This is a genomic window from Agrobacterium sp. 719_389 (genome assembly GCF_900188475.1).
Classification (GTDB): Bacteria; Pseudomonadota; Alphaproteobacteria; order Rhizobiales; family Rhizobiaceae; genus Agrobacterium; species Agrobacterium radiobacter.
In genome coordinates, this window is record NZ_FYEM01000007.1 from 271403 (window position 1) to 293172 (window position 21770).

The 21770-nt window shown below is 61.3% G+C and carries 19 protein-coding genes; 17 read left to right on the plus strand and 2 right to left on the minus strand.

Translation table 11 applies throughout. The features are described from left to right. Positions 1-127: 127 nt before the first annotated feature. The 7 genes from CFB10_RS15040 (at position 128) to CFB10_RS15070 (ending at position 7710) form a co-directional block, all read left to right on the plus strand. Complete coding sequence (locus tag CFB10_RS15040; RefSeq protein WP_020010358.1) at positions 128-1189, plus strand: LacI family DNA-binding transcriptional regulator; 1062 nt, start codon at positions 128-130, stop codon at positions 1187-1189. Then, positions 1186-2208, plus strand: a complete 1023-nt coding sequence (locus CFB10_RS15045) for an ABC transporter substrate-binding protein (RefSeq protein ID WP_020010359.1) — start codon at positions 1186-1188, stop codon at positions 2206-2208. The genes CFB10_RS15040 and CFB10_RS15045 overlap by 4 nt, the downstream gene beginning before the upstream one ends. 167 nt (positions 2209-2375) lie before the next feature. Further along, positions 2376-3203: an ABC transporter permease gene (locus tag CFB10_RS15050; protein WP_020010360.1), complete on the plus strand. Its 828-nt coding sequence runs from the start codon at positions 2376-2378 to the stop codon at positions 3201-3203. Next, on the plus strand, positions 3200-3979 hold the full coding sequence (locus CFB10_RS15055) for an ABC transporter permease (protein ID WP_020010361.1): 780 nt from the start codon (positions 3200-3202) through the stop codon (positions 3977-3979). The genes CFB10_RS15050 and CFB10_RS15055 overlap by 4 nt, the downstream gene beginning before the upstream one ends. Next, entirely contained in the window at positions 3972-4997 is a 1026-nt protein-coding gene (locus CFB10_RS15060) for an ABC transporter ATP-binding protein (RefSeq protein WP_020010362.1), read from the plus strand. The genes CFB10_RS15055 and CFB10_RS15060 overlap by 8 nt, the downstream gene beginning before the upstream one ends. A gap of 2 nt (positions 4998-4999) precedes the next feature. Beyond that, positions 5000-5920 carry a nucleoside hydrolase gene (locus tag CFB10_RS15065; protein ID WP_020010363.1) on the plus strand — a complete coding sequence of 307 codons (921 nt, stop codon included), beginning with the start codon at positions 5000-5002 and terminating at the stop codon, positions 5918-5920. Next, positions 5917-7710 (plus strand): adenine deaminase, encoded by a 1794-nt coding sequence (locus CFB10_RS15070; RefSeq protein WP_020010364.1) that lies wholly within the window; start codon positions 5917-5919, stop codon positions 7708-7710. Before CFB10_RS15065 ends, CFB10_RS15070 begins: the two co-directional genes overlap by 4 nt. A gap of 27 nt (positions 7711-7737) precedes the next feature. Here CFB10_RS15070 and CFB10_RS15075 read toward each other — a convergent pair whose 3' ends face one another. Next, positions 7738-8661: a LysR family transcriptional regulator gene (locus CFB10_RS15075; RefSeq protein ID WP_020010365.1), complete on the minus strand. Its 924-nt coding sequence runs from the start codon at positions 8659-8661 to the stop codon at positions 7738-7740. 92 nt (positions 8662-8753) lie between these two features. On the opposite strand from CFB10_RS15075, the gene CFB10_RS15080 reads away from it, so the two are divergent. Beyond that, entirely contained in the window at positions 8754-10001 is a 1248-nt protein-coding gene (locus CFB10_RS15080) for an MFS transporter (RefSeq protein WP_020010366.1), read from the plus strand. Between the two features lie 18 nt (positions 10002-10019). Here CFB10_RS15080 and CFB10_RS15085 read toward each other — a convergent pair whose 3' ends face one another. Continuing rightward, positions 10020-11192 carry a M20 aminoacylase family protein gene (locus tag CFB10_RS15085; RefSeq protein ID WP_026363646.1) on the minus strand — a complete coding sequence of 391 codons (1173 nt, stop codon included), beginning with the start codon at positions 11190-11192 and terminating at the stop codon, positions 10020-10022. Between the two features lie 210 nt (positions 11193-11402). Between CFB10_RS15085 and CFB10_RS15090 the strand changes: the two genes are divergently transcribed. The 9 genes from CFB10_RS15090 (at position 11403) to CFB10_RS15130 (ending at position 21545) form a co-directional block, all read left to right on the plus strand. Further along, entirely contained in the window at positions 11403-12110 is a 708-nt protein-coding gene (locus tag CFB10_RS15090) for a phosphoribosyltransferase (protein WP_020010368.1), read from the plus strand. A gap of 207 nt (positions 12111-12317) precedes the next feature. Next, positions 12318-13373, plus strand: coding sequence for a dipeptidase (locus tag CFB10_RS15095; RefSeq protein ID WP_020010369.1), 1056 nt, complete (start codon positions 12318-12320; stop codon positions 13371-13373). Positions 13374-13423: 50 nt separating this feature from the next. After that, a complete protein-coding gene (locus CFB10_RS15100) occupies positions 13424-15064 on the plus strand; it encodes an ABC transporter substrate-binding protein (protein ID WP_020010370.1) in 1641 nt (546 codons plus the stop codon). An 18-nt stretch (positions 15065-15082) separates the two neighbouring features. Beyond that, positions 15083-16150, plus strand: coding sequence for an ABC transporter permease (locus CFB10_RS15105; protein ID WP_003499026.1), 1068 nt, complete (start codon positions 15083-15085; stop codon positions 16148-16150). Continuing rightward, a complete protein-coding gene (locus tag CFB10_RS15110; protein WP_020010371.1) occupies positions 16147-17079 on the plus strand; it encodes an ABC transporter permease in 933 nt (310 codons plus the stop codon). Before CFB10_RS15105 ends, CFB10_RS15110 begins: the two co-directional genes overlap by 4 nt. Next, positions 17076-17912, plus strand: coding sequence for an ABC transporter ATP-binding protein (locus CFB10_RS15115; RefSeq protein ID WP_003504759.1), 837 nt, complete (start codon positions 17076-17078; stop codon positions 17910-17912). The genes CFB10_RS15110 and CFB10_RS15115 overlap by 4 nt, the downstream gene beginning before the upstream one ends. Then, complete coding sequence (locus tag CFB10_RS15120; RefSeq protein ID WP_003504761.1) at positions 17909-18658, plus strand: ABC transporter ATP-binding protein; 750 nt, start codon at positions 17909-17911, stop codon at positions 18656-18658. Before CFB10_RS15115 ends, CFB10_RS15120 begins: the two co-directional genes overlap by 4 nt. 267 nt (positions 18659-18925) lie before the next feature. Continuing rightward, the gene (locus CFB10_RS15125) at positions 18926-19828 is read left to right on the plus strand and encodes a LysR family transcriptional regulator (protein WP_026363647.1); all 903 of its coding nucleotides are present in this window, start codon (positions 18926-18928) and stop codon (positions 19826-19828) included. 181 nt (positions 19829-20009) lie between these two features. Further along, positions 20010-21545: an ABC transporter substrate-binding protein gene (locus tag CFB10_RS15130; RefSeq protein WP_026363648.1), complete on the plus strand. Its 1536-nt coding sequence runs from the start codon at positions 20010-20012 to the stop codon at positions 21543-21545. Positions 21546-21770 lie beyond the last annotated feature (225 nt).

The window sequence follows — 21770 nt, forward strand, 5'->3', positions numbered from 1 at the left end:
CGCACTTTTTTCGGGCATTTAGACTTTATGCCCAGGTTTTCGCCGTGTTTTGCCGTATTGCGGACTCGACAGGAGAGCTTAGCTGGATTATCGTGATTAAACGTTTAATCAGCCCCTTCGGACCATCATGGCGTCTTCACGGCCTGCCACCAATCTGAGCGCGATAGCAGCGGCACTCGGCGTGTCGGTGGCAACCGTGTCCAATGCGCTCTCCGGCAAGGGTCGTGTTTCGCCTGAACTGGTGGAGCGCATCCGCAAGACCGCAAGCGAACTTGGTTATGTGCCGAGTTCGGCGGGCAGGGCGCTGCGCACCGGCAGATCAGGTGTTCTGGGGCTGGTTCTGCCCGATATCGCCAATCCGCTTTTCCCGCAGATCGCGCAGGCCATCGAAAAGGCGGCGGTCTCCGCCGGTTACGGTGTGCTGATTGCCGATGCGCGTGGCGAGATCGCCATGCAGACGGATGCCATCAACCGGCTGATCGAGCGCGGTGTGGATGGCATGGTGGTTGTCCCCCGCCGCGGTACGCGCATTGCCGATGTCGATTGCCCTGTTGCGGTTATCGACAGTCCCTCGACACCCGGAAACACGGTTGCCGCCGACCATTGGGATGGCGGCCGGCAGGTTGGCGAATATCTGGCGGGGCTTGGCCATCGCAAGGTGGTGCTGGTGGGCAAAAACCGGGATTCCAATGTGCAGAACGACCGTCTTGGCGGTATTCGCGATGGTCTTGGCAAGGCATGCGTGACGCAGACGCTCTGGGTGGACGCCATTGAACAGGCGGACGGCGCGGGTTGCCGGCTTGGTCTTGCCGACAGGGTTGCCGAAGGTTTCACCGCCTTTGCCGCCGTATCCGATCTGCATGCGCTGCGCGCGCTCACCGAATTGCAGCGTGAGGGCATCGAGGTGCCGGAAGAGGCGAGCGTCACCGGTTTCGACGATCTCATCTTTTCCGCCGTGGTCACCCCGCCCTTGACGACCATGCGCATGGATATGGGCCGCATAGCCGATTTAGCCGTCGGCGCGCTGCTGCGCGCAATCGACGGTGCGGGTGAAAACGGCGTCGCTGTCGATGTGACGGCGGACATCTCGAAAGTACCGATGGCGCTGATCATGCGCGGTTCCACCGGCAAGGCAAAGCATGACGCGATTGAAGCCAAAAAAACGACAGCAGGAGAACTCACACCATGAAAAAGATCATTCTTGCATCGGGCGCCGCCCTGATGCTGACGATGGGCGGAGCGCAGGCGCAGGACAAGACGCTGACGATCTCTGTCTACGCCTTCGCGCAGGACGAATTCAAGGAACTGGTCTATACGCCGTTCGAAAAGCAATGCGGCTGCAAGCTGGTGGTCGAGACCGGCAACAGCGTCGAGCGTCTGGCCAAGATGGAGGCCAACAAGGCCAATCCGGTGGTCGATCTCGCCATCGTTTCCATGGCGGATGCGCTCTCCGCCACCCGCAAGGACCTGATCCAGAAGATCGACGCCGCCAAGGTGCCGAATATCGGAAAGCTCTATGACATCGCCAAGGATCCGAATGGCGACGGCATGAGCGTCGGCGTCAATTTCTACGCCACATCAATCGTTTACCGTACCGACAAGATGAAGATCGATAGCTGGGCCGATCTCCTGAAGGACGGTATCGTCGATCACGTCGCCTTCCCGAATGTCACCACCAATCAGGGCCCGCCGGCGCTTTATATGCTCGGCAAGGCCATCGGCAAGGACACGCCTGATCTTTCCGGCGCAATCGAGGCTGTGGGCGAAAAGAAGGACGATATCGTCACCTTCTACGTCAAGTCCTCGCAGCTGGTGCAGCTCATGCAGCAGGAAGAAATCTGGGCAGCCCCGATCGGCCGCTTCTCCTGGGCGCCGTTCACCAAGCTTGACTTGCCGCTCGCCTGGGCGACACCCAAGGAAGGCCAGACCGGCGGCATGAACGTGCTCGTGGTGCCCAAGGGTACGAAGAACGAAGATCTCGCGCTGCAGTTCATGGATTTCTGGCTTTCGACCGATGTTCAGAAGGCTCTCGCCGAAAAGCTGGTGGACAGCCCGACCAACAGGGAGGTCAAGGTTTCCGACGAGGTGGCGAATAACATCACCTATGGCGACGAAACCGCAAAAAGCCTGCAGCTCATCCCCTCCGACGTGACGCTTGATAACCGCGACAAGTGGCTGTCGGAGTGGAATTCCAAGGTCGGCCAATAAGTCCTTTCACCGTTTGGAATGGGGCATCGAAACGTCCGTGAGGATGGCTCCATTCCGGGAAAAGCGGTTCGGTCGTCCCCTGACCGCTTTTCCACCCCGCAATCTCGCAGGCTGGTGCGTCTGGCCAAAAAAACAACCGGCCTGCAGGCCGTTCAGGGAATAAACCCATGTTTCAGAACCGGGCCGAAGCGCTGGCGCTTGCCTTGCCCGCCGCAATTTTCGCGGCGGCGGTTTTTCTCGTGCCGGTCTTCATGCTTTTATCGGAGGGCTTCCGCACCGCCGACGGCTGGACGTTGTCGGCCTATGCCGATTTCTTCTCCGATCCGCTGAACCAGACCGTTTTCCTGCGCACACTGAAGCTTGGCGCACTTGTCACCGCCGTTTCGGCCGTGGTGGGTTATGCGGCGGCCTTCGCCATCGTCAACCTGTCGCCGGGATCGAAGGGACACGTCGTTAATCTCGTCGTGCTGCCGCTGATGATTTCGCCGGTTGCCCGCACCTATGCCTGGATCGTCATTCTCGGCAGAACCGGCATTGTCAACCAGGCGCTGCAGGCGGTGGGCCTGAGTGACGCGCCGATCCGCATCCTGTTTTCCGAAACGGCCGTCTTCATCGGCCTTCTGCAATTGTTCCTGCCGTTGATGATCATCTCCCTCATCAGCGCGCTGGAGAACATGCCGAAGGATACGATCGCGGCTGCCCGGGTTCTCGGCGCAAACTGGTTTCAGGTGTTCTGGAAGGTCATCCTGCCGCTCACCAAGGAAGGGCTGGTTGTCGGCGGCACGCTGGTCTTCACCGGTTCGCTGACGGCCTATATCACGCCCGCCATTCTCGGCGGCTCCAAGGTGCTGATGCTGGAAACCCTGCTTTACCAGCAGGTGACGGTGTCCAACAATTTCGTCGCCGCCAGCGTCATCGCCTTCATCCTGATCGTCATGAGCTTTGCCGCCAATATCCTGCTGAAGCGCATCGCCACCGCAAGGAGCAAGAAATGACCCGGCAGCTCTTCATTCCGCTCACGCTCCTTCTTGTCGTCGGTTTCCTGATCGGGCCGTTCCTCATCATCGTCGCGGCCTCGTTTTCGGCTGGCGATACGCTCGCCTTTCCGCCGCAGGGTTTTTCGCTGAAATGGATCGCCAAGGTCTTTACGGTCGAAAGCTTCCGCGAGAGCTTTGCGATGTCGATGTTCCTTGCCATCGGCGGCACATTCACGGCGCTGATCCTCGGTATTCCCGCCGCCTACGCCATGTCGCGCTACAAGCTGCCGTTCAGCGAGACGGTGCGCACCATCGTTTCCGCGCCGATCATCGTGCCTGGCATTATCGTCGGTCTGGCGCTGCTGCGTTATTTTGTCGTGCCCTTCGGCATCGGCATCACGCTTGCCCTGTTTCTCGCCCACACGGCGCTCATCCTGCCCTATACGGTGCGGGTGGTTTCGGCCAGCCTCAATAATCTGCGCTCGGATATCGAGGAGGCGGCGGTGCTGCTCGGTTCCTCGCGGCTCGGCGCGTTTTTTCGCGTGGTGCTGCCGAATATTCGCGGCGGCATTCTCTCAGCCTTCATTCTCGGTTTCGTGACGAGTTTCAACCAGGTGCCGGTGTCGCTGTTCCTGTCGGGTCCGGGCGTGCGCACGTTGCCCATCGATATGCTGGGCTACATGGAAATCGTCTTCGATCCGTCCGTCGCCGCACTCTCCTCGCTGCTCGCCTTCCTTTCCATCGGCATCGTTTTCATGGCCGAACGTTTTCTGGGGTTCTCCCGTTATGTCTGACGCAAATTACCTTTCGCTCCAAAAAGTCTCGCTCGCCTACGGCGGCAATGTCGCCGTCAAGGACCTTGATCTCGATATCCGCAAGGGCGAGCTGCTCGCGCTTCTCGGACCATCAGGCTGCGGCAAGACCACGACGATGCGCGCCATTGCCGGGCTGATGCCGGTGGCCGGCGGACGCATCGATCTCGATGGCGCAGACATTACCCGGGTGGCCGCCAACAAGCGCGCCGTGGGTCTGGTGTTCCAGTCCTATGCGCTCTTCCCGCATCTGACGGTCTACGAAAACGTCGCCTTCGGCCTGAAACTCAAGGGCTTGAGCGGCAAGGCGCTGGACGACAAGGTCGCCTCCGGCCTGAAGTCTGTGGGCCTGTCCAACTTCGCCTCGCGCAAACCGGCGGAACTATCAGGCGGCCAGCAGCAGCGCGTGGCGTTGGCGCGCTCCATGGTCATGGAGCCGAAAGTGCTTTTGCTCGATGAGCCGCTCTCCAACCTCGATGCCCGCCTGCGCCTCGAAATGCGCACCGAATTGCAGCGCGTGCAGAAGGAAACCGGCGTGACGATGATCTTCGTCACCCATGACCAGATCGAGGCGCTCGCATTGGCCGACCGCATTGTCGTCATGAAGGGCGGTAAGATTGAGCAGATCGGCACGCCGGAAGAGATTTATAACGCACCGGTTTCATCCTTCGTGGCAGACTTCGTCGGCTTCGAAAACATCTTCGCGCTGGAAGGCGGCGCGCTGAAAATCGCGAACGGCACAACACCGCTTCCCGGACCAGTCCCTTCAGCATCTGGACTGGCCTGGCGGCCGCGCATGGTAACCCTTGGTTCAGGTCCTTTCCAGGGAACCGTGCGCGGCACATCCTTTGCCGGAAATACCCGCGAATATCTGCTCGATACGCCGCTTGGCGCCATCAAGGCGGAAACCGACGCTGCGCTCATCGCCCATACGATCGGTGATACGCTCGCCTTTGACCTGCCGGTCGAAAAAGCGGCAAGCCTCAAGGTGTTTGGCTGATCATGGGTGTATGGATCGATACCGATATGGGCTTTGACGATATTGCCGCCATCATGGTGGTGCAATCGGCAGGCCTTGCAATCGACGGCATTTCGCTGGTCTTCGGCAATGCAACGCTGGAAGCGGTCTGCGGCAATGCCGCGGGCGCCGTTGCCGCCTTCGGCTGGTCGATGCCGATCCATCAGGGCCGCGCCATGCCGGTTCTCGGCGCGCTTGAAACCGCCCAGTCGATCCTCGGTGATTGTGGCATCCCGACCATCGGCCAAAGCCTGCCGGATGCGCCGGCCTTGCCGAAAAGCGATGCCTTTACCGCCCTCTGCCGCTGGCTGGAGGGGGAAGGCGAGAAGCGCATTCTCGCGCTTGGACCGCTCACCAATATTGCCGCGCTCTGCCTTGCCCGGCCCGATCTTGCTGGCAGGATTTCCGACCTCACCTGGATGGGAGGCGGCGTGACGAGCGGCAACCACACGGCCTCGGCCGAATTCAACGCCTTTGCCGATCCGGAAGCGCTGGCCATCGTGCTCTCCCACGGCCTGCCGCTGCGCATGGTCGACCTGGACGCCTGCCGCAAGGTCACCGCCTCGCCGGCCGATGTGCTGCCGATCCGCAATGCCGGTGGCAAAAACGCCGGGCTGATTGCCGATCTGCTGGAAGGCTTCATCGGCATCGCCACCAGCCGTGGCAGACCCGCCATGGCGCTTTACGATCCCGTCGCCGCTGTCGGCTTTTCTTCCGGCCTTCTCGGCTGGCGTCATGCGAGGATCGACGTTGAACTTCACGCGACGCTGACACGCGGGCGAACCGTGGTCGAGACGCGCGCTCATAAAGCGCAAGACTTCAATGCGCATTTCGCCGAAACGGTGGATGCCGAAGCCGCAAAGGCTGCGGTTCTCGAGGCGCTGCGCCGGGAGGCCGCCCGATGAGCGCCAATTCACGGATACGCGAGCCGGCCGATCTTACCGAGGATGCGCTGCGCGCCCGCGCCGTTGCCGCCGCACGCGGCGATGCGCCTTTTGATGTTCTCGTCACCGGCGGAACATTGGTGGATGTGGTGACGGGGGAGCTTCGCGCCGCCGATATCGGCGTCGTCGGCGCGCTGATCGCCAGCGTTCACGAACCGGCAAGCCGCACCGATGCTGAGCAGATCATCGATGCGACGGGAGGCTATATCTCACCCGGCCTCATCGACACGCATATGCATATCGAAAGCTCGATGGTCACGCCGGCCGCCTATGCGGCGGCTGTGGTCGCACGCGGCGTCACCACCATCGTCTGGGACCCGCATGAATTCGGCAATGTGCATGGTGTCGATGGCGTTCGATGGGCGGCGAAATCCATAGAAAACCTGCCGCTGCGCGCTATTCTGCTCGCGCCCTCCTGCGTACCCTCGGCACCGGGACTGGAGCGCGGCGGTGCGGATTTCGACGCCGCCATTCTCGCCGATATCCTGTCATGGCCGCAGGTCGGCGGTGTTGCGGAAATCATGAATATGCGCGGCGTCATCGAGCGTGATCCGCGCATGAGCGGCATCGTGCAGGCTGGGCTTGTCTCGGAAAAGCTGGTCTGCGGCCATGCACGCGGCCTGAAGGGCGTCGATCTCAATGCCTTCATGGCGGCGGGCGTCTCTTCCGATCATGAACTGGTCTCGGGTGAAGACCTGATGGCGAAACTGCGGGCCGGGATGACCATCGAGCTGCGCGGCTCCCACGATCATCTGCTGCCGGAATTCGTCGAGGCGCTGAATACGCTCGGCCATCTGCCGCAGACGGTGACGCTGTGCACCGACGATGTCTTCCCCGATGACCTGTTGCAGGGCGGTGGGCTGGATGATGTGGTGCGCCGCCTTGTGCGTTATGGCCTGAAGCCGGAATGGGCGCTGCGCGCCGCAACGCTCAATGCCGCCCAAAGGCTCGGCCGTTCCGATCTCGGCCTTATCGCCGCCGGCCGTCGCGCCGATATCGTCGTCTTCGAGGATCTGAGCGGCTTTGCCGCCCGCCACGTCCTGGCCGAGGGCAGGGCGGTTGCGGAAGGCGGGCATATGCTCGCCGAGGTTCCCGCCTGTGATGCGACGGCGCTTGAAGGTTCGATGAAGCTGCCGCTGCGCGCAGTCAATGATTTTCGGGTTGCTTCCGAAGGTGTAAAGGTGCGTCTCGCCACCATCGACCGCCCGCGCTTCACACAATGGGGCGAAGCGGAAGCCGATGTGAAGGACGGTTTCATCGTTCCGCCCGAAGGCGTAACGATGATTTCCGTCACCCACCGTCACGGCAAGGCCGAACCGGTCACCAGAACCGGCTTCCTCACCGGCTGGGGAAACTGGGACGGCGCTTTCGCCACCACCGTCTCGCATGACAGCCACAACCTCACCGTCTTCGGCGGCAATGCCGAGGACATGGCGCTCGCCGCCAATGCGGTGATAACGGCAGGCGGCGGCATGGCTGTCGCCTCCAAGGGCAAGGTCACGGCACTTCTCCCGCTGCCGCTTTCCGGCCTCGTTTCCGATGCGCCGCTTGAAGACGTGGCAATGGCTTTCGAGGAATTACGCGCCGCCGTCGGTAGGGTGGTGGAATGGCAGCCGCCCTATCTCGTCTTCAAAGCCTGCTTCGGCGCCACGCTCGCCTGCAATATCGGCCCGCACCAGACGGATATGGGCATTGCCGATGTGCTTACGGGCAAGGTGATGGAAAGCCCGGTGATTGCTGTTCTCGAATAGCGGCGGTTCGCATCTGCGCGCTGCGATTTATTCCACCTTGGGCCCGTCAGGCGTCTGTGTTTCACGCGCGGCAATGCGCGCTGCCATCACGAAATTCTTCACCACGGGCGATGTCGTTCCGCGCCGATAGGCGAGCGATATTGAAAGCTGTGGCGGCGGGCCGCTGGAGGGCAGCAGGACGATGTTGTGCATTTTGACCTGCGCGACGGATTCCGGAACGAGGGAAACCCCGAGTTCGGCCGCGACCAGCGACAATATCGAGACGATTTGTGGTGCAGCCGGCCCGAGACGCGGCGTGAATCCAGCCTCCTCGCAGGCTTTTATCGATGCATCGTGAAGGCTGGTGCCGATGCTGCGTGGCGTCAGAATGAAAGGGTCTTCGCGCAGTTCTATCAGGTCTATGGCGGTTCCGCGCCGCGCGAGTGGATGGGATGCCGGCAGGGCGACCAGAAGCGGTTCGTCAGTGAGCACTTCCTCTAGCAACGTATCAGGGTCGGATTGTGAGGGGCGCAGCAACGCCACGTCCAGCCGATCTTCAAGCAGGGCTGGCGTCAGTGCGAGAGCAGCTGCCTCCATCACCTGAAGTTCTACGTCAGGGTATTTGCGTCTGTAAGTGCGGATGCAGGCCGGAACCAGAGGGTTGAGCGCCGCGGTGCCGGTAACGCCTATTCTCAGGATACCGGTTTCACCGGCCGCCGCCCTGCGTGCAAGCCGGATACCTTCGCTCACCTGATGCGGAATATGGGTCACCGCGATGCGAAACGCATGACCTGCCGGCGTTAGTTCCGCGCCATGCGCGAGACGCCGGAACAGCCGCACGCCGATTTCCTGTTCCAGAACCTTTATCTGCTGGCTGAGCGGCGGCTGCGCGATTCCCAGATGTTCTGCCGCCCGCGTAAAACTGCCTTCATGGGCGATGGCCAGAAAATAGCGGATGTGCCTGAGTTCCATGATATTAGATCCAGATATGGCATGAACGCCTTCCATATATTAGAATGAAAGACAGAGCTGCGCTATAGCTGGGAGCGAAAAGGACAAACCCGATGCGCCAGCTCAAAAAACAGGATTTCACCCCGCCGATCGTCATGACGGAGGAGCCGCCGGATGTGCTCTGGATCCGGCAGGGAAGCCGCCAGTTTCGCCGGGCGAGTTGGGCGCTCTTTCTGGCCGGCTTTGCCAGCTTTTCGCTGATTTATTGCGTGCAGCCGCTGCTGCCGGAATTTCCGGCGGAATTCGGCATCAACCCCGCAACCGCATCGCTCGCTTTGTCGCTGACGACGGGAACGCTTGCATTCGCCATTCTTCTCAGCGGTGCTTTTGCCCAGCTCTTCACCCGCCGAAATCTGATGTTCGTTTCGATGATGCTGGCCGCTATCGCCAATATCATTGCAGCAAGCACGGAAGGTTGGGCATGGCTGCTTGCCGCCCGCGCGCTGGAAGGCTTCGTGCTCGGCGGTGTTCCCGCCGTCGCCATGGCCTATCTTGCCGAGGAGATTGAACCTTCCAGTCTCGGCAAGGCGATGGGGCTTTATGTCGGCGGCACGGCGTTCGGCTCCATGGCGGGACGTGTTGGCATGGGGCTGGTATCCGCCTATACCTCATGGCAGGTGGCGATGTATGCGCTGGGGGCGGTCTGCATCCTCGCGGCCATCGGCTTCCTGCTGCTGCTTCCGCCTTCGCGGAATTTCCGGCCGCAGCATATGCCGCTGAAAAATCATCTGAGAATATGGGCGCAACATCTTGGAAATCCTGAACTTCGGCGGTTCTATTTCCTCGGCGCGATGCTGACGAGCGTGTTCACCACTGTTTTCAACTATTGCGCCTTTCGCCTCGTCGCGCCGCCTTACGAATTGGGCCGCACCGCCGTCAGCATGATCTTCCTGACCTTTGCCCTGGGTATCGTGGCTTCCTCCTATGGCGGTGCTCTGGTTGACCGGTTCAGCCGGCGGATCATGCTGGTGGTTGCCTTTTCCACCATCCTTGCCGGTATCCTGCTGACCTTCGCCTCAAGCATCATCCTCATCGTGGCGGGGATTGCGGCGATAACCGTCGGATTTTTCATTGGGCATGCGGCTGCCAGCAGTGGTGTGGGCGCCAATGCGGGAAGCGCCAAAAGCCATGCTTCCGCGCTCTATCTGCTGTTTTATTATTGCGGCGCGAGCATCACCGGCTGGATCGGCGGCTGGTTCTGGATCCATGCCGGCTGGCCCGGCATCATGGCCATCACCGCCGGCTGCGCGCTTGCCGGAATTTTAGCCAGCCTTGCCAGTCCGGGCGCGCGGCGCGCCTGAGCGGCCATCGCCGAGGTTTTACTCCGCCGCCAGTTCCTGCTCCACCAGCGTCGCCCAGAAAGCGACGCCCGGCACGATGACCGCATCGTTGAAGTCGTAGGAGGTGTTGTGGTGCAGCGCGCCATCCACCGCCGGACCATTGCCGAGCCAGACGTAGCAGCCGGGGGCTTCGCCCGCGAAGAAGGCGAAATCGTCGCCGGCGGTCGAGGGCGGGAAGGCGGTGCGGGCCTTATTGCCGAAGACGGTTTTGGCGGCTCGCAGCGCCCGTTTTGTTGCATCCGCCTCGTTGATGACGGGCGGAATGCGGCGGATGAATTCGTAATGCGCCTCGATGCCGAACATCGACGCCGTGCCCTTTGCCAGCCTGTCGATTTCCGCTTCCAGCTGGTCTCGCACCTCAGGCGCATAGGCGCGCGCCGTGCCGCCGATTGCGACGAGATCGGGAATGACGTTGAGCGCCTTCGGGTCACCCGCCTGCACCGAACAGGCGCTGACCACGGCGGGCTGCAGCGGATCGACCACGCGGCCGACGATGGTTTGCAGCGAGGCGAGGAAGGTGCCGGCCGCCGTTACCGGGTCACGGCCAAGATGCGGCTTGGCGCCATGGGTGCCGATGCCCCTGAAGGTGACGCGCCAGCTATCGGAAGAGGCAAGCTGCGGGCCTTCCACCACGGCCATCTCGTCGATACCAAGCCCCGGCATATTGTGCAGGCCATAGACCGCATCGCAGGGGAACAGCGTGAAAAGCCCGTCCTCCACCATTTTCTTCGCGCCGCCACGGCCTTCTTCGGCCGGCTGGAAGATGAAATGCACGGTGCCGGAAAAATCGCGGGTCTTTGCGAGGTAACGCGCGGCGCCAAGCAGCATGGCGGTGTGGCCGTCATGTCCGCAGGCATGCATCTTGCCGGGAAATTTCGATTTATAGGGCCGGTCGGGCACCTCAGGCATGGCAAGCGCATCCATATCGGCGCGCAGGCCAATGCTGCGGGCGCCATTACCCACCTGCAGCGTGCCGACCACACCGGTGCCGCCAAGACCGCGATGCACCTTCAGCCCGGCGCGCTCGAGAAGATCGGCGACGATGGCGCTGGTTCTCTCCTCTTCGAAACCCAGTTCCGGATGCGCGTGCAGATCATGACGAAGCTCCGTCAGGAATGGCAGATCCTCGCCGATGCGATCCAGCAGTCTCATGGGAAGCTTGTCCTTGAATATGGGAAAAACCCGCGTCATAGGTGGGTTTGTCCGAATGCCTGTTGCTTTGTTTCCGTTCTAGCGGAAAAAGCCAATGAAATGAACCCGCCGCATATTCGCGGTTGTTGAAATGCCTGATGCGCTGAACGGGATCGGCGCGGCCGAAAACCGCGTCCGCCTTGCGCGATCCCGATCCTGAAAGGAAAACCGATGCCGCCATCCTCATCGCCCGCCGCCCATTCTCCCGCCGCGCCGCATGAGTTCTGGCAGGATATTCTTCCGCCGGCCACCTTCGGTACGGCGGGTCCGCATTCCAGCTTTTTTCCGGCGGAACTGGATGATGGAAGGCAGATCTGCCTGCCCGTCCGGCCGCTTGCGGATGGGGAGCACGCGCTGGCATCGCTCATCGTCAATCAGGTGTCGTTCGCGGTGCTGGAGGCGCTGGCCGCCGATCTCGCCGCCAAGCTCGCGCCCTTCAATCCGGATGTCGTTATCGGCCTGCCGACGCTGGGCTTGACGCTCGCCGCCGCCGTTGCCCGGCATCTCGGCCATTCCCGTTACGTGCCTCTCGGCACCTCACGCAAATTCTGGTATCTGGAGGAACTGTCGGTGCCGATGTCCTCCATCACCACCCGGCAGGAAAAACGGCTCTATATCGATCCCCGCATGCTGCCGCTCATCGAGAACAGGCGGGTGGCGCTGGTGGATGATGTGATCTCCAGCGGCAGCTCCATCGTATCAGGTCTTGCGCTTCTCGCCGCCTCCGGCATCCGGCCCGCTGTCATCGGTGCGGCCATGCTGCAATCGGATCGCTGGCGGGAAAAAATCGCCGCTTTCGGGCCGGAATGGCCGGAGCGGGTGAGGGGCGTTTTCGCCACGCCGCTGCTCACCAAAGCGGAAGACGGCTGGCGCGCCTGACGAAGCGCAAATTCCGGCAAAAGGCAAGTGGTGATAATTTCACCGCTGCCTAATTTGTGTCTTGCGAAGCTCGAAGAGATCGTCCTAAGATCGGCTCCGACAGACAATAGCGGTCGGCGAATAATGCGCCGGTTTGCTTTCGCGCGGTGTCATCCCGGCGTCTGCCCGCCCCCGTTTTGTTCTTTCCGATGACTGGAATTTCTTCCCATGCATGCAGTGTTCGACGGTCATAATGATGTGCTGCTTCGGTTGTGGCGCAACAGCAAGGCCGGTGCCGATCCGGTGGCCGAATTCAAGAATGGTACGCGCGAAGGCCATATCGATGGCCCCCGTGCAAGGGCAGGCGGTCTCGGCGGCGGCATCTGCGCCATTTATATTCCTTCCGGCGACCTCATTCTGCAGGAACCGGATGAAAGCGGCCATTACAACACGCCGCTCGCCGCTCCGCTGGAGCGCCTGCCTTCGCTGGATATCGCCATGGAGAAGGCGGCGATTGCGCTGAGGCTCGATCGCGCCGGCGCCTGGCGGCTGTGCCGCTCCACGGCCGATATTCGCAAGGCCTTTGCCGAGGATATTTTCGCCGCGGTGCTGCATATGGAAGGCTGTGAGGCGATCGGCGCCGATCTCGACGCGCTGGAGGTGTTTTACGCCGCCGGCCTGCGGTCGCTCGGCCCGGTCTGGAGCCGGCACAATATTTTCGGCCACGGCGTTCCTTTCTCTTACCCCATGTCGCCAGATACGGCGCCCGGCCTCACCGATGCCGGTTTTGCGCTGGTGAAGGAGTGCAACCGGCTCGGCATTCTCATCGATCTCGCGCATATTACCGAAAAAGGCTTCTGGGATGTGGCCAAGACCACCAACCAGCCGCTGATTGCCAGCCATTCCAATGCGCATGCGCTCACCCCGGTCGCCCGCAATCTCACAGACAGGCAGATGGATGCCATCAAGGAAAGCCGAGGTCTGGTGGGTCTCAACTATGCCGTGACCATGCTCAGGGCAGATGCGCGCGACATTGCCGATACGCCGCTTTCCGACATGTTGCGCCATATCGACTACATGGTGGAGCGCATGGGCATCGATTGCGTGGCGCTGGGATCGGATTTCGACGGCGCGACGATACCCGTCGGCGTTGCCGATGCGAGCGGCAATCACAATCTGGTTGCGGCGCTGAAATCGGCGGGCTACGGTGATGGAGAACTTGCTAAAATATGCCGGGAAAACTGGCTGCGCGTTTTATCCCAGGCCTGGCACGAGGCGGCCTGAGAAAAGTTTTAAGCGAACGAAATCAATCTCATAACAAAAGGGGAGATCCTATGATCAAATCGCTCAACAACTCCATGCGTATTCTGAGCACCAGCGCCGCTTTGTCGCTGATGATGCTGTCTGCACCGCATGCTTTTGCCGCCACGCCGGCCGATACGCTGGTCGAAGGTTTCGCCATCGACGACATCATCACGCTCGATCCGGGTGAGGCTTTCGAACTCTCCGCTGCCGAAGTCACCGGCAACACCTATAGCAAGCTGGTTTCCATCGATCTCAACGACACGTCCAAGGTTATTGGCGATCTCGCCGGAAGCTGGACGACCTCCGAGGATGGCCTGACCTATACGTTCAAGCTGAAATCCGGCCTGAAATTCGCCTCCGGCAATCCGGTCACCGCTGACGACGTCGCCTTCTCCTTCGAACGCGCCGTCAAGCTCGACAAGTCGCCCGCATTCCTGCTGACGCAGTTCGGCCTCAAGGGCGACAATGTCACCGAAAAGGCGAAGGCTGCGGATGCAAACACCTTCGTTCTGACGGTCGACAAGCCCTATGCGCCGAGCTTCGTGCTGAACGTTCTCACCGCAACCGTTGCTTCGGTGGTCGACAAGAAGCTCATCACCGAGAAGGCGAAGTCGGTCACGCCGAGCGCCGATTACAAATACGACACCGATTTCGGCAACGAGTTCCTGAAGACGGGTTATGCCGGTTCCGGCCCCTACAAGATCCTCGGCTGGAAGGCCAATGAGGCGGTCATTCTGGAGGCCAACCCGAATTATTACGGCGAGAAGCCGAAGCTGAAGCGCGTGGTCTATCGCCACATGAAGGAAAGCTCCGGCCAGCGCCTGGCGCTTGAAAACGGCGATATCGATGTGGCCCGCAACCTTGAGCCCGGCGATATGGAAGCCGTTTCCAAGAAGGAAGGCCTTGCCGTCACCTCTGCGCCAAAGGGCACCGTCTATTATTTCAGCCTCAACCAGAAGAACGAGAACCTGAAGAAGCCCGAGGTCATCGAGGCGTTCAAATATCTCGTCGATTATGACGCGATCGGTGAGACGATCATCAAGGGCATCGGCGAAGTCCACCAGACCTTCCTGCCGAAGGGCCAGCTGGGTGCGCTCAACGAGAACCCCTACAAGCTCGACGTCGCCAAGGCGAAGGAACTTCTGGCCAAGGCCGGCCTGAAGGACGGCTTTACCGTGTCCATGGATGTGCGCAACACGCAGCCGGTGACCGGCATTGCCGAAAGCGTGCAGCAGACGCTGGCGCAGGCTGGCATCAAGCTCGAAATCATTCCCGGCGACGGCAAGCAGACGCTGACCAAGTACCGCGCCCGCACCCATGATATCTATATCGGCCAGTGGGGTTCGGACTATTTCGATCCGAACTCGAATGCGGAAACCTTCACCATCAACTACGACAATTCCGATGAGGGCAAGAACAAGACGCTCGCATGGCGCAATGCCTGGGACGTTCCTGATCTGACCAAGGAAACCCAGTCGGCTCTGCTGGAGAAGGACAGCGCCAAGCGCGCCGCCATCTATGAAAACCTGCAGAAGGAAGTTCTGGCGAAGGGTCCCTTCGTCATCATCTTCCAGCAGACGGAAGTGGCCGGTTATTCCGCCAAGCTAAAGGGCCTGAAGCTCGGGCCGAGCTTCGACACCAACTACGTCTATACGATCTCCAAGGAATGATCCGGAAGGATCGGTCTCTTGAGCATCGTTGAAACGAACAGCCGGGCGAGGCAGGGCAAACGCCGTGCCAACGCCCGTGTGAAGGCCGTTCTCGGCTTCGCCGTCACCGTCATCACCACCTTTCTGGGGCTGATGGCGGTCACATTTTTCATTGGCCGTGTAGTGCCGATCGATCCCGCACTGGCGATCGTCGGCGACCGCGCGCCTGCCCATGTGGTCGAGCGCGTGCGTGAGCAGCTGGGCCTCAACCTGCCGCTCTGGCAGCAGTTCTTTCTTTATCTGAAGCAGGCGCTTTCGGGCGATTTCGGCATCTCCGTCCTCACCACCAATCCGGTGATGGAGGATATCAAGCGGGTTTTCCCGGCAACCATAGAGCTTGCCACGATCGGCACCATCATCGGCGCCGTTTTCGGCATACCGCTCGGTGTGCTTGCCGCCGTCAAGCGCGGCAGCTTTGCCGACCAGGTGGTGCGCGTCATCGGCCTCATCGGTTATTCCGTGCCGATCTTCTGGCTCGGGCTGTTGGCGCTCCTCGTCTTTTACGCCCGGCTGCAATGGGTCGCTTATCCCGGCCGCATGGACATCGTCTACGAATTCACCTTCACGCCGGTCACGGGCTTTTTCCTGATCGACGCGATCTGGCAGCGGCAATGGGACGTGTTGTGGGATCTGTTCCGCCACATCATCCTGCCCGCCTCGCTGCTCGGCTATTTTTCGCTGGCCTATATCAGCCGCATGACGCGTTCCTTCATGCTGAACGAGCTCGCCCAGGAATATATAGTTGCGGCGCGCGCCAAGGGGCTTTCGGAAACCCGCATCATCTGGTTCCACGCGCTGCGCAACGCCGCCGTGCCGCTGGTGACCGTGATTGCGCTGTCCTATGCCGGTCTGCTCGAAGGTTCGGTGCTGACCGAAACCATCTTTGCCTGGCCGGGGCTCGGCCTCTACATCACCAATTCCCTGCAGAATGCGGATATGAACGCCGTTCTCGGCGGCACGATCGTGATCGGCGCCATCTTCGTCGGCATCAATCTCTTTTCCGATCTGCTTTACCGGACGCTCGACCCAAGGACGCGCAGCCGATGACGATTTCGACCGACACACTCAAACCCTATAGCCGCGAATGGCTGCTCTCCGACCGGCCGGCCTCGCGCAGGCAGGCTCGTCTTGGCCGGGCCTATGTCATCTGGCGGCGGTTTTCGGAAAACCGGCTGGCGCTGCTCGGCCTCGGTATCATCGTTGCGCTGCTTTTCGTTGCGCTGTTTGCCAATGTGCTGGCGCCGCACAACCCGGTGCAGGGCGATCTGCGCAATGCCCGGCTTCTGCCGCCCGGTACTGCCGGTTACCTGCTCGGCACCGACGATCAGGGGCGCGATATTCTCTCGCGCCTCATCCACGGCTCGCGGCTGACCCTCTTCGTCGTGCTGCTGGTGGCCATCATCGCGGCGCCCATCGGGCTCATCGTCGGCACCGTCTCGGGTTATGCCGGCGGCTGGGTGGATGCCGTTCTGATGCGCATCACCGATATCTTTCTGGCCTTTCCGAAACTGGTTCTGGCGCTGGCGCTGGTAGCCGCCCTTGGGCCGGGCATTGAAAACGCGGTGCTCGCCATCGCGGTGACGTCGTGGCCGCCCTATGCGCGTATCGCGCGCGCTGAAACCATGACCTTCCGCAATTCCGATTTCATCGCGGCGGTGAAGCTCATGGGGGCATCGCCCTTCCGCATCGTCCTGAAACACGTCATGCCGCTTTGCATGTCGTCGCTCATCGTGCGTGTCACGCTCGATATGGCGGGCATCATCCTCACCGCCGCAGGTCTCGGCTTCCTAGGACTTGGCGCGCAGCCGCCGCTACCGGAATGGGGCGCGATGATCGCTTCGGGGCGTCGTTTCATTCTCGACCAATGGTGGGTCGCGGCCATGCCCGGCGTGGCGATCCTCATCGTCAGCCTCGGGTTTAACCTGCTGGGCGACGGGTTGCGCGATGCGCTTGATCCCAAGGAGGCGGGCCAATGAGTGCGCCGCTTCTGACCGTTCAGAATCTCCGCGTTTCCTTCCCCACCCGCACCGGGCTGGTGGAAGCCGTGCGCGGCGTGTCCTTCACGCTCGGGCGCGAACGCCTCGGCATCGTCGGCGAATCCGGCTCCGGCAAGTCGCAGACGGGCCGCGCCATCATGGGGCTGACGCCGAAAAGCGCGCGCATCGAGGCCGATGCCCTGCGTTTCGGCGATATCGACCTGCTCAAGGCGTCCGCAAAGGAGCGGCGGATCATGCGCGGCAAGCGCATGGCCATGATCCTGCAGGACCCGAAATATTCGCTGAACCCGGTCATGACCATTGGCCGCCAGATCATGGAAACATTGCGTACCCATGAAAAGATCGGCGGCAGCGAGGCGCGTCAGCGCACGCTTGCCATGCTCGAAGCGGTGCAGATCCGCGATCCCGAGCGCGTCTTCGATCTCTATCCGCATGAGGTCTCCGGCGGTATGGGCCAGCGCGTCATGATTGCCATGATGCTGGTCTGCGGCCCGGAACTGTTGATCGCCGACGAACCCACCTCGGCGCTCGACGTCACGGTGCAGCTCGAAGTGCTCGACATTCTCGACAAGCTGGTGCGCGACCGCGGCATGGGGCTGATCTTCGTCAGTCATGATCTGAGGCTCGTCTCCTCCTTCTGTGACCGCGTTCTCGTCATGTATGCGGGCAAGGTGGTGGAAGAGCTTTCTTCCGCCAATCTGAAGGAAGCGAAACACCCCTATACGCAGGGGCTTTTGAACTGCCTGCCGGAAATTGGCGGCCACCGGCATCCTCTGCCGGTTCTGGAACGCAAGCCGGAGTGGCGCGCATGAGCACAGTTCTTTCTATCAGAGACATGGTGGTCGATTTCGACGGTTACATCGCGCTCGACAGCGTCAGCATCGATGTGGCCGAGGGTGAATCCTTCGGCATCGTCGGTGAGTCCGGTTCCGGCAAGTCGACCCTGCTGCGCGCTATTGCCGGCCTCAACCATTTCGACGAAGGCTCCTTGATGGTGGCCGGGCGCTCCTATTCCAGCAAGCATCGCGACAAGAGCTTTTATAGCGATGTGCAGATGGTGTTCCAGGACCCCTATGGTTCGCTGCACCCGCGCCAGACGGTGGATGCGCTGCTGCTGGAGCCGCTGGTCATCCACGGTCTCGACAATCGCGAGCAGCGCATTGCCCGGGCACTGGATGAAGTCGGCCTCGGTTCAGGCTTCCGCTTCCGCTATTCGCACCAGCTTTCCGGCGGCCAGCGGCAGCGTATCGCCATTGCCCGCGCGCTGATCGTCGAGCCGAAAATCCTGCTGCTGGATGAGCCGACTTCGGCGCTTGACGCCTCCATTCAGGCGGAAATCCTCAACCTGCTCGAACAGGCCCGCAAGGATCGCAACCTCACCTTCGTCATGGTCAGTCACGATCTCGGCGTCATCAGCCACATGTGTGATCGCCTTGCGGTGATGAAAAGCGGCAAGGTGGTGGAAATGCTGGAGGCTGAGGCGCTGGAAAGCCGCGAGTTCAGCGCTGATTATACCCGCCAGCTGCTGGTGGCGAGTGAGGGTTTCAAGCGCGTTTGATTTTGGCGTGAGGTTTGCCTCCCATTCTTCTCCCCGCCGGGGAGAAGATGCCCCGAACGGGGCATATGAGGGGGCAAGCTCTCCGAATATCTCCACCCTAGCCCCCTCATCCGGCGCTGCGCGCCACCTTCTCCCCGGCGGGGAGAAGAAACAAGCGGCGCGTTTTTTGCTTTCACGAGCGATCTTTCCGCGTGAAGTATTCTCTCGCCCCGCCTCGATGATATGCTGGCCCGCCACACCGGCCCACCCGAACAAGGTACCCACCCCATGCAATTGCGCGCCTTGATGTATTTCGATGAACTCGTTCGCACCAATTCCATGCGCGCCGCGGCGGAAAACCTGAATGTCGCGCCGACGGCGGTGAGCCGGCAGATCGAAAACCTCGAATATTATTTCGGTTCTCCCTTGGTGGAGCGCTCCAGCCGGGGTGTGAAGCTGACGGCAGCGGGGGAGCTGCTCGCCGCCCGCGCCGGCAAGACGCTGCGCGAACTCGACCATGTGCACCAGCTGATAGACGATCTCAAAGGCCTGCAGCGCGGCCGGGTCACGGTCTATGCCAATGGCGCGACGGTGGCGAACCTTCTGGCGCCGGTCTTGGCGCAGTTCAGCCTCAAATATCCGAAGCTGCGCTTCGAGGTGCATATTACCAGCGCTCGTCAGGCGATGGAGGCGCTGGGTGCGGCGGAAGCCGATCTGGTCGTCAGCCTGTTTGCGCCAAAACTATCGGGCGTGAAAGTGCGCTCGCGCACCCGCATCAGTTATGATGCCATCTTCCCCGCCGGCCATGCGCTCGCCGCGCAGGCGGAAGTCTCGCTGAAGGAACTGGCGGGCCTGCCGCTTGCCCTGCCGGACAAGAGTTTTGCCGCACGCCAGGCATTCGATACCCTGTTTGCCGATGCGGGCATCGAGCTTGATCCCGTCTTCATCACCAGTTCGCTGGAAATGCTGAAGGAGCTGGTGATGGGCCACGCCGCCGCCACGCTCCTACCGGCGCTTTCGGTGGCGCGTGAAATCCGCAGCGGCCAGATGGTCGCGGTTCCGCTCTCCGGCAAGAAGGGTATCCACACCCAGATCGATCTCTGTGTTGCTCCCGACCGGCAATTGTCCTTCGCCGCCTCCAAGCTTGCCGATTTCATCGAGCGCTTCATGCGTGAAGCGACGGCGGGGTAAGCAAGGCGGATGACTATCCGCGCGGAAGGTTGATTTCCATCCGCATTTCCGTGTAGCCATTTCAGCTACACGGAGCACACAAAAATCGAGATTGTGTGTGCGCCTGCAACATGACACTCTTTTTGCAACGGGTGGTCTTTGGAAGGGCAAAAATGCCCCGGCCGCCAGACAGGGGACAATGATGCCACGCATTTATCTTTCGCAGGCGGCAACGCTTTCGCGCCGCGCCGCGCTGGGCCTTGCACTGGGCACGGCGCTCTGGCTGCCGCTTTCGGTAACGACCGCAGACGCCGCTCCGAAAACCGCGCTGACGCTTGGTATGGCCGTCGAGCCCGCCGGTCTCGATCCGACCATCGCCGCCCCCGTCGCCATCGGCCAGGTCACCTGGCAGAATGTCTTCGAAGGTCTGGTGACGATTGACCGCGAAGGCAAGGTGAAGCCGCAGCTTGCCGAAAGCTGGGAAATTTCCCCTGATGGCAAGACCTACACCTTCAAGCTGCGCAAGGGCGTCACCTTCCATGATGGCGAAGCTTTCGATTCCTCTGTCGCCAAATTTTCGCTGGATCGGGCGCGTGGCGAAAGCTCGGTCAATCCGCAGAAGCGCTTCTTCGCCGCCATCGACAGTATCGAGACGCCGGATGCCGCAACGCTGGTGCTGAAGCTGAAGCAGCCGGCCGGCAGCCTTCTCTACTGGCTCGGCTGGCCGGCATCCGTGATGGTGGCGCCGAAAAGCGCTGACAATAACCGGACCACGCCCATCGGTACGGGCCCGTTCAAATTCGCGAACTGGGCCAAGGGCGACAAGGTCGAGCTGCAGAAGAACGACGGCTATTGGGACAAGGCCGTGGCGGTGAAGCTGGACAAGGCGACCTTCCGTTTTGTCTCCGACCCGCAGGCGCAGGCGGCGGCGCTGAAGTCAGGCGATATCGATGCCTTTCCGGAATTCGGCGCGCCGGAGCTGATGACCTCCTTTGAGGGCGACAAACGCCTTGGCACCTTCGTCGGCAATACCGAACTGAAGGTCGTGGCCGGCATGAACAATGCCCGCAAGCCCTTTGATGACAAGCGCGTGCGCCAGGCGCTGATGATGGCGGTGGATCGCGGCACCGTCATCGAAGGCGCATGGTCCGGTTTCGGCACGGCCATCGGCAGCCACTACACCCCGAATGATCGCGGCTACATCGATACGACAGGGGTGCACCCCTACGATGTCGACAAGGCGAGGGCGCTGCTTGCCGAAGCGGGTTATCCTGACGGTTTCAGCTTCACCATCAAGGCGCCGCAGATGGCCTATGCCCAGCGCACCTCGCAAATCCTGCAGGCGATGTTTGCCGAAATCGGCGTGACGATGACCATCGAGACGACCGAATTCCCAGCGAAATGGGTGGCGGATGTCTTGAAGGGTGCGGATTACGACATGACCATCGTTGCCCATGCGGAGCCGATGGATATCGATATCTATGCGCGCGATCCCTATTATTTCAATTACAGGAACCCGGCCTTCAACGAGGTCGTCGGCAACGTCGAAAAGACGGCGGATGCGGCCCAGCAGGAAGCGCTTTACGGCGACGCCCAGAAAATCCTCGCAGAAGATGTGCCGGCACTTTACCTTTTTGTCATGCCGAAGCTCGGCGTGTGGGACAAGAAGGTGAAGGGGCTCTGGGAAAACGAACCCATTCCCTCGAATGTGCTGACGGATGTGCATTGGGAAGAGTGACGTTTGTCGTGAATGGCGGGGCGCACTCCTCTCCTCCACCTCGTTCCTGTGCTCGTCACAGGAATCCAGCCAGCCCAAGTTCTTGGGTTGAGGGGAGTCTTTCCGCCGCGCAGACGCGCGTCGACTGGATCCCTGTGACAGGCACAGGGATGAGGGAGGAATGCGCGGGATGACAACAAATCTTACCACGATATTCGGCTACGAAACCATGCAAGGAGCAGATGC